Source organism: Devosia sp. (assembly GCF_028290645.1).
Classification (GTDB): Bacteria; Pseudomonadota; Alphaproteobacteria; order Rhizobiales; family Devosiaceae; genus Devosia_A.
Genome location: NZ_JAQGJL010000079.1, coordinates 1 through 7980, shown reverse-complemented (window position 1 = coordinate 7980; position 7980 = coordinate 1). Strand labels below are relative to the sequence as shown.

Annotated in this window: 7 protein-coding genes; all 7 read right to left on the bottom strand. The window is 66.8% G+C overall.

Annotation, left to right across the window (positions count from 1 at the left end; translation table 11 throughout):
• Nucleotides 1–507, bottom strand: a 507-nt coding sequence (locus JWQ89_RS04240; protein ID WP_299638699.1) for a DUF559 domain-containing protein, incomplete at its 3' end; no start/stop codon positions are given.
• Nucleotides 508–591: 84 nt separating this feature from the next.
• Entirely contained in the window at nt 592–2973 is a 2382-nt protein-coding gene (locus JWQ89_RS04235; protein ID WP_299638697.1) for an aldehyde dehydrogenase family protein, read from the bottom strand.
• 177 nt (nt 2974–3150) lie between these two features.
• Nucleotides 3151–4143 carry a deoxyribose-phosphate aldolase gene (deoC, locus tag JWQ89_RS04230; RefSeq protein ID WP_299638695.1) on the bottom strand — a complete coding sequence of 331 codons (993 nt, stop codon included), beginning with the start codon at nt 4141–4143 and terminating at the stop codon, nt 3151–3153.
• A 56-nt stretch (nt 4144–4199) separates the two neighbouring features.
• On the bottom strand, nt 4200–4604 hold the full coding sequence (locus tag JWQ89_RS04225; protein WP_299638694.1) for a cytidine deaminase: 405 nt from the start codon (nt 4602–4604) through the stop codon (nt 4200–4202).
• A 157-nt stretch (nt 4605–4761) separates the two neighbouring features.
• Nucleotides 4762–5727, bottom strand: a complete 966-nt coding sequence (locus JWQ89_RS04220; RefSeq protein ID WP_299638692.1) for an ABC transporter permease — start codon at nt 5725–5727, stop codon at nt 4762–4764.
• 3 nt (nt 5728–5730) lie between these two features.
• A complete protein-coding gene (locus tag JWQ89_RS04215; RefSeq protein ID WP_299638690.1) occupies nt 5731–6864 on the bottom strand; it encodes an ABC transporter permease in 1134 nt (377 codons plus the stop codon).
• Nucleotides 6861–7980 (bottom strand): ATP-binding cassette domain-containing protein (locus JWQ89_RS04210; protein WP_299638688.1); only part of this gene is annotated, 1120 nt, incomplete at its 5' end. The genes JWQ89_RS04215 and JWQ89_RS04210, both read right to left, overlap by 4 nt.

Here is a 7980-nt window from a genome sequence, read left to right as displayed (position 1 = left end):
GACCCCCACCCCTGTCCCCTCCCCCTCAGAAGGGGGAGGGAGACGCTCGCGACCTGCCTTCGTGGCCTCGCCATTGGTGCGGGCCGAAAGGTCTTTCAGACCTGTTCGGAGCCCTCGGTTCCTTGGTCTCCCTCCCCCTTCTTGGGGGGAGGGGACAGGGGTGGGGGGCAGTAGGAGCACGCCGGCCAAGGCTTGGGCGATGACCTGATGAACGCCCTCCGGATTGCCGGTTATCTCGTTGTTCCAGATCCGAAGGACGCGGTAATCGCGGGAGCGGAGATAGGCGTCGCGGCGGTGGTCGTGGTCGACCTGCAGTGCATGCGTTTCGCCGTCCGCCTCGATGATTAGCTTGGCGTGGATGCAGGCGAAATCGGCGTAATACGGGCCGATGGGGTATTGGCGGCGGAAATGGTAACCAGCTTGTCGGAATGAATGAAGCAGCGCCCAGAGCTTGCGCTCGGGGGTTGTGGGTTCACGGCGGAGTTGCCTCGCGCGTTCGATGCTCACGCCGGGAGTCCGGTGCGAGTTGCCCCCCACCCCCTGTCCCCTCCCCCCAAGAAGGGGGAGGGAGACATGGGGTTGGTGCAGCGGTCACGCCCCATAGGGCACCCAGACGTTTTTCACTTGTGTCGCGCGTCGCAGGAAATAATCGCCTTCGAACTTCAGCTTGTCGCTCAGGTCGTAATAAAGCCCGCGGCTGGTCCACGTCTGCTTGACGTTGCCGGCGCTGGCTTTCTCGACCGTCGCCGAGGTTTCGGCATCGCCGGCGAACCAGATGGCGTCGATGCCGTCGTGTTCGGCGAGGGTTTTGGCCAGCACCTTGCTCTCGCCGGTGACGATGTTGATGACGCCGCTCGGCACGTCCGAGGTTTCGATGACCTGGTAGAGGTCGGTGATCGACAGCGGCGAGCGCTCGGAGGGGACGAGGATGATGGTGTTGCCCATGGCGAGGGCGGGGGCGAGGAGCGCGATGGAGCCCAATAGCGGGCGGCTGGGTGGCGCGAGGATGGCCATGGTGCCTATGGCTTCGACCATGGCGGTGGCGATCATGCGCTGCGGCGGGTTGTGGACGGCGCCGTCGTATTTGTCGGCCCAGCCGGCGAAGGCGAAGAGGCGCTCGACCGAGGCTTCGACCTCGGCCGTGCCGTCCTCGCCGGTCTGCGCCTTGATGCGGGCGGCGAATTCTTCGGCGCGGTATTCGAGGTTTTCGGCGAGGAAATAGAGGATCTGGGCACGGTTGTGGGCGGTGGTGGTGGACCAGTTCAGCGCAGCGCGGGCGGCTTCGACGGCGTTGCGGATGTCCTTCCTATTACCGTCGCCGACTTCGCCGACGAGAGCGCCGGTGGGGCCATGGACGGGGCGGGAATAGCCAGAGTCCGGGCGGGCCTGCTTGCCGCCGATATACATTTTCGCGGTTTGATCGATACCCGCGTCGTCCAATGGGTTAGCGGGTTGGGTCCCTGCTTTCGCAGGGATGATAGCGGCGGGGGTGGCGGGTTTGAGGGATTTCTCCCAGGCCGGCTTCAGGTAGCTCGCCATGCCTTCCTTGCCGCCCTCGCGGCCGAAGCCGGATTCCTTGTAGCCGCCGAAGCCGACGGCGGCGTCGAAATTGTTGGTGCCGTTGATCCAGACGACGCCGGCCTTGAGTTTTGGCGCGATATCGAGGGCGAGGTTGATGTTCTCGCTCCAGAGCGTCGCGGCGAGGCCGTATTTGGTGTTGTTGGCCAGCGCCACCGCCTCTTCCGGCGTGCGGAAGCTCATTTCGACGAGGACGGGGCCGAAGATTTCCTCGGACGCGACGGTGTTGGCGGGCGAGACATTGGTGATGAGCGCCGGGCGGAGGAAGCAGCCGCCCTGCGGCAGATCGATATCGGGCTCGTAGAGCTGGCCGCCTTCGGCGACGCCCTTTTTCACGAGGTCGCGGACGCGCTCGACCTGCACCTGAGCCACCAGCGCACCGATGTCGACGGCCTTGTCGAGCGGATCGCCGACGCGGAGGGTCGCCATGCGGCGCTTCAGCTTTTCGAGGAAGCGCTCCTCGATGGATTCCTGGACGAGCAGGCGCGAGCCGGCGCAGCAGACCTGACCCTGGTTGAACCAGATGGCATCGACGAGGCCTTCGATGGCGCTGTCGATATCGGCGTCGTCGAAGACGATGTAGGGGGATTTGCCGCCGAGTTCGAGCGACAGGCCCTTGCCGGAGCCGGCGGTGGCGCGGCGGATGATCTTTCCCACCTCGGTCGAGCCGGTAAAGGCGATCTTATCGATATCGGGGTGGTTGGTGATGGCGGCGCCGGTGTCGCCCTCGCCGGTGACGATGTTGACGACGCCCTTGGGGAGCTTGGCCTTCTCGCAGATCTCGGCGAAGAGCAGCGCGGTGAGCGAGGTGAACTCGGCGGGCTTGAGGACGACCGTGTTACCGGCGGCCAGCGCCGGGGCGATCTTCCAGGCGAGCATCAAGAGCGGAAAATTCCACGGGATGATCTGGCCGCAGACGCCATAGGGCACGTGATCGGGGAACTCGCGCTCGAGGTGCTGGGCCCAGCCGGCGTGGTGGTAGAAATGGCGGGCGACGAGCGGGATATCGACGTCGCGGCTCTCGCGGATCGGCTTGCCGTTGTCCATGGTTTCGAGCACGGCGAAGAGGCGCGAGTGCTTCTGGATCAGCCGGGCGATGGCATAGAGGTACTTGCCGCGCTGGTAGCCGGAGAGGGCGGCCCAAGGTTTTGCGGCGGCGCGGGCGGCTTTCACCGCGGCGTCGACGTCCTCGGCGGTGCCGTCGGTGACCTGGGCGAGTGGCTTGTTGGTGGCCGGGTTTTCGGTGGCGAAGGTCTTGCCGGGCTTGGTCCACTTGCCGTCGATGAAATGGCCGAAGGTGGAGTCGTGGGCGGCGAGCCAGGCGAGGGCCACATCCGGGGACTCGGGGGCCGGGCCGTAGTCGAGGGAGGTGAAGATTTCGGCGATTTTGTTCATTTGGGTTTTTCCTCCCGACTGAGGGTGCGGAGCTCCGGGACCCCCACCCCTGTCCCCTCCCCGCAAGGGGGAGGGAGACCCTCTCGAATTGTCTTCGTTACCTCACCCACGGAGCTTGCGGCTCCATCGTCTCCCTCCCCCTTGCGGGGAGGGGACAGGGGTGGGGGTCGGCGCGCGCTAAACCATCGGCATCCGATAATCCGCCGCGTAATGCCCGGTCAGCGTGTGTTCCAACTGCCGCTCGATGTCGGTCAGCAACGAGCTCGCCCCGAACCGGAACAGGTGCGGTTCGAGCCAGTGGACGCCGAGTTCCTCTTTCATCATCGCCATGTAGTCGAGCGCGAGCTTGGCCGTGGCGATGCCGCCGGCGGGTTTGTAGCCGATCTCGATGCCGGTTTCCTCGTGGAACCAGCGGATCATGCGGATCATGGCCAGCGAGGTGGGGAGGTTGGCGTTGACCTTTTCCTTGCCGGTCGAGGTCTTGATGAAATCGGCGCCGGCCAGCATGCAGACCAGCGAGGCCTTGGCGACGTTGTTGAGCGTCGCCAGTTCGCCGGTGCCGAGGATGGTCTTGATGTGGGCGTCGCCACAGGCTTTCCGGAAGGCCTTGATCTGGTCGTAGAGGGCCTGCCAGTCGCCGTTCAGCACCATCTGGCGCTCGATGACGATGTCGATTTCCCTCGCGCCATCGGCGACCGAGGACTCGATCTCCCTGAGCTTGGTTTCGACCGGCGCGAGGCCGTGCGGGAAGCCGGTGGAGACCGCGGCAACCGGGATGCCGGTGCCCTCGAGCGCGGCGACGGCGGTCTTGACGAAGGCGTGGTAGACGCAGACGGCGGCGGGCTGGATCCTGAGGTCGGCGACGCCGAAGCCATCGAGGATGTCCTGGCGCACCGGGTGGCGGGCCTTGGCGCAGAGGCGCTCGACGCGGCCGGGGGTATCGTCGGAGTTGAGCGTCGTCAGGTCCATCAGGGTGATGGCCTTCAGCAGCCAGGCGGCCTGGTAGTCCTTCTTGACCGTGCGGCGGGCGGGGAGCGTGGTGGCGCGGCGCTCGAGCGCCGAACGGTTCATGCGGACGCGGCCGACCCAATCGAGATCGAGCGGGAAGCCGGGATTGCGGCGGTGTTTTGATGCCGGCTGAACGGCTGGATCGACGACGCGCAGGTTCATGTGGCCTCCTTGCCGCGGTCCCTTAGCCGGGGTTTGCGGCAGCTTATCGACTGCCATTATCGGCCCAAAAACTCGGGGCCGAAAGAGTGCGGCAGCAGTTGGGCGATGGTTTGCTCGAGCGGAGCGCCGTCGATGCCGTGCGAGACGACGACGACGTCCTGGTCGGCGAACTCGCGGATGCGCTGGCGGCAGGCGCCGCAGGGGGTGACGGGGGTCATGCCGGGGCCGGTGGTATAGACGCGCCTGATGCGCTTGCCGCCACCCGCGAGCATGGCGGCAATGGCGGACGGCTCGGCGCAGTTGCCGACCGGATAGGCGGCGTTCTCGACGTTGCAGCCGACATAGATGTTGCCGTCATCGGCGAGGATGGCGGTGCCGACGTGGAAGTTCGAATAGGGCGCGTAGGCCTTGGCGCGAACGGCTTCGGCGGCAGCGAAAAGTTCTGGATCGAGGGGATGCATGGTCTAGTGCTTTCGGCTGGCAGCGGGTGCGCTCCCCTCCCCCTTGAGGGGAGGGGTTGGGGGTGGGGTCCCTCGGTGATCACCGAACCACCCCCTCCCTCGATCCCTCCCCTCAAGGGGGAGGGAGGCGACAGCAGCTGTATCGCGGCTCGAAGCATCAGCGTTCTTTCGTGTAGGCGACGCCGCCGGCCTTGGGTCCGACGGCTTTGCCGATGAAGCCGGCGAGCAGCACGACGGTGAGGATGTAGGGCAGCGCCTGGATGGCCTGCACCGGGACGCCGACGCCGAAGATTTCGGCGCCCTGCAGGCGGATCTGCAGCGCATCGAGGAAGCCGAAGAGGAGGCACGTGTACATGGCCGGCACGGGCTTCCACTTGGCGAAGATGAGGGCGGCGAGGGCGATGAAGCCCTTGCCGGCGGTCATGTTGTTGCCGAAGCCGGAGCCCTGGGCGATCGAGAAGAAGGCGCCGGCGAAGCCGCAGAGCAGCCCGGTGATGAGCACGGCCTGGTAGCGCAGCCGCGTCACCGAGATGCCGGCGGTGTCGACGGCGCGGGGGTTCTCGCCGACGGCGCGGAGGCGGAGGCCGAAGCGGGTGCGGTAGAGCACCCACCAGGTGATGGGTACGGTGAGGAAGGCGACATAGACGAGGATATTGTGGCCCGAGATCAGCTCCGAATAGATCGAGCCGATCACTGGGACGTTGGCGAGCTCGTTGGCGAAGGGGAGCGTGAGGTTCTGGAAGCGGCCGTCGGTGGTGAGCTGCGGGGTGCGGCCGCCCTGCGCGAACCACTGGATGCCGAGGAAGGTGGTGAGCCCGGCCGCCAGCATGTTGATGGCGACGCCGGTGATCAGCTGGTTGCCCTTGAGGGTGATGGCGGCGGCGCCCTGCAGCCCGGCCGTGGCGATCGACACGGCGACGCCGGCGAGGAGGCCGAGCCAGACATTGCCGGTGACGGCGGCAGCCGCGGCTGCGGCGAAGGCCGAAGCCAGCATCTTGCCCTCGAGGCCGATATCGAACACGCCGGCGCGCTCGGAATAGAGCCCGGCGAGGCAGGCGAGCAGCAGCGGGGTCGAGAGCCGGATGGTGGCATCGAGGGTGGAGAGGATGATCCCGAGGTCCATCGCTCAGCTCCCCGACTTGACGCTGCTGGCTTCGACGGCGCCGGGCTTGGGGCGCGGCGTCAGGGCCATGAAGAGGCGCTGCAGGCCGGGGCGGAACAGGCCCTCCATGGCGCCGGTGAAGAGGATCACCAAAGCCTGGATGACGACGACCATTTCCTTCGACAACCCCGGGATCACGTATTGCAGCTCGTTGCCGCCCTGGTAGAGGGCGCCGAACAGCAGGGCGGCGAGCAGGATGCCGATGGGGTGGTTGCGGCCCATCAGCGCCACGGCGATGCCGACGAAGCCGGCATCGGCGACGTAGTCGAGCACCAGCCGGTACTGCACGCCGACCACCTGGTTGACCGCCACCATGCCGGCGAGCGCGCCGGACAGCGTCATGACGATCATGATGATCTTTGAGTTGGACATGCCGGCGTAACGCGAGGCAGTGGGGTTGTGGCCCAGCGCGCGCATGGCAAAGCCGAAGCGGGTGTGCCAGATGAGCACGTAGACGCCGACGAGGCAGACGAGCGCCAGGAGCAGGGTGAAGTTGACGTCGGTGTTCTTGAAGAACGGGATGAAGGCGCCGAGCTTGGGCATGCGGCCCTCGGGGGCGATCATCGCCGATTCCGGGGCGAGGATGCCGGCGGGCTTCAGGACGTTTACCACCATGTAGACCATGATCGCCGAGGCGATGAAGTTGAACATGATCGTGGTGATGACGATGTGGCTGCCGCGCTTGGCCTGCAGCCAGCCGGGAATGAAGCCCCAGAGCCCGCCTACCGCAGCGGCGGCGAGGATGGCGACCGGGAGGGTCAGCCACCAGGGCAGCGATTGCATGGCGAGCGCCACGACGATGACGCCGAGGCCGGCGATATAGGCCTGGCCGTTGCCGCCGATATTGAACAGCCCGGCATGCGCGGCGAGCGCCACGGCGAGGCCGGTGAAGATGAAGTTGGTCGAGTAGTAGAGCGTGTAACCGAAATTGTAGCCCGACCCGAACGCCCCGGTGGTGATGGCGTTGAGCGCGGCGAGCGGGTCCTGGCCGATGGACAGGACGACGAGGCCCGAGACGATGAAGGCCAGCGCCAGGTTGAGCACCGGCAAGAGGACGATGTCGGCCCAGCGCGGGATGGGTTTCAGCGCGGCGCTCATGACGGGGTCCCCGCGGCGGCGGCGTGCGGCCGGGGCGCGGCCTTGTCCTCGGTGACGCCGGCCATCATCAGGCCCAGTTCGCGCTCGGTGGCGGTGGCGGGGTCGGCTTCGCCGACGATGTGGCCGTCGAACATCACGAGGATGCGGTCGGCGAGGGAGCGGATCTCGTCGAGCTCGACCGAGACCACGAGGATGGCCTTGCCGGCGTCGCGCATCTTGATGATCTGGTTGTGGATGAACTCGATGGCGCCGATATCGACGCCGCGGGTCGGCTGGCCGACGATCAGCACGTCGGGATTGCGCTCCATCTCGCGCGCCAGCACGATCTTCTGCTGGTTGCCGCCGGAGAAGTTGGCGGTCTTCAGCCGCTCGTTGGCGGGGCGGATGTCGAACTTCTTGATGCGCTCGCGGGCCTCGGCGCGGGCCGCTTCGAGATCGAGGATGATGCCCTTGCCGTAGGCCGGGTCGTCCTCGTAACCGAGCATGGCGTTTTCCCATTCCTCGAAGGCGGTGACGAGCCCCATGCGCTGGCGGTCCTCGGGGACGTGGGCGAGGCCGGCGGCGCGGGCGCGGTGGGCGCCGTCGTCGCCTTCGAGCGAGAGCGGGGTGCCCTTGAGCCGGACGATGCCGCTCGACTGGTCGCGCATGCCGGAGACGGCTTCGAGCAGCTCGGACTGGCCGTTCCCGGCGACGCCGGCGATGCCGACGATCTCGCCGGCACGGACGGTGAAGCTCACGTCCTTGACGCGGGTGACGCCGAGGTCGTCCTTGACCACGAGGTTCTCGACCGACAGGAAGGTCTCGCCGGGAGTGGCCGGGCCCTTTTCGACGCGCAGCAGCACGTGGCGGCCGACCATCAGCTCGGCGAGCTGGGCGGGATTGGTTTCCGAGGTCTTCAGCGTCGCCACCATGGCGCCCTGCCGCATCACCGAGACATAGTCGGTGATGGCCATGATCTCGCGCAGCTTGTGGGTGATGAGGATGATGGTCTTGCCCTGGTCGCGCAGCACGCGCAGCACGCGGAACAGGTCGTCGGCCTCGGACGGGGTGAGGACGCCGGTGGGCTGGTCGAGGATCAGCACGTCGGCGGCTCGATAGTGCGCCTTCAGGATCTCC

Excerpts from the sequence above, each read along its gene's own strand:
- JWQ89_RS04235 (WP_299638697.1), bottom strand. The coding sequence starts at position 2,973 with ATGAACAAAATCGCCGAAATCTTCACCTCCCTCGACTACGGCCCGGCC.
- deoC (WP_299638695.1), bottom strand. The coding sequence starts at position 4,143 with ATGAACCTGCGCGTCGTCGATCCAGCCGTTCAGCCGGCATCAAAACAC.
- JWQ89_RS04225 (WP_299638694.1), bottom strand. The coding sequence starts at position 4,604 with ATGCATCCCCTCGATCCAGAACTTTTCGCTGCCGCCGAAGCCGTTCGC.
- JWQ89_RS04220 (WP_299638692.1), bottom strand. The coding sequence starts at position 5,727 with ATGGACCTCGGGATCATCCTCTCCACCCTCGATGCCACCATCCGGCTC.
- JWQ89_RS04215 (WP_299638690.1), bottom strand. The coding sequence starts at position 6,864 with ATGAGCGCCGCGCTGAAACCCATCCCGCGCTGGGCCGACATCGTCCTC.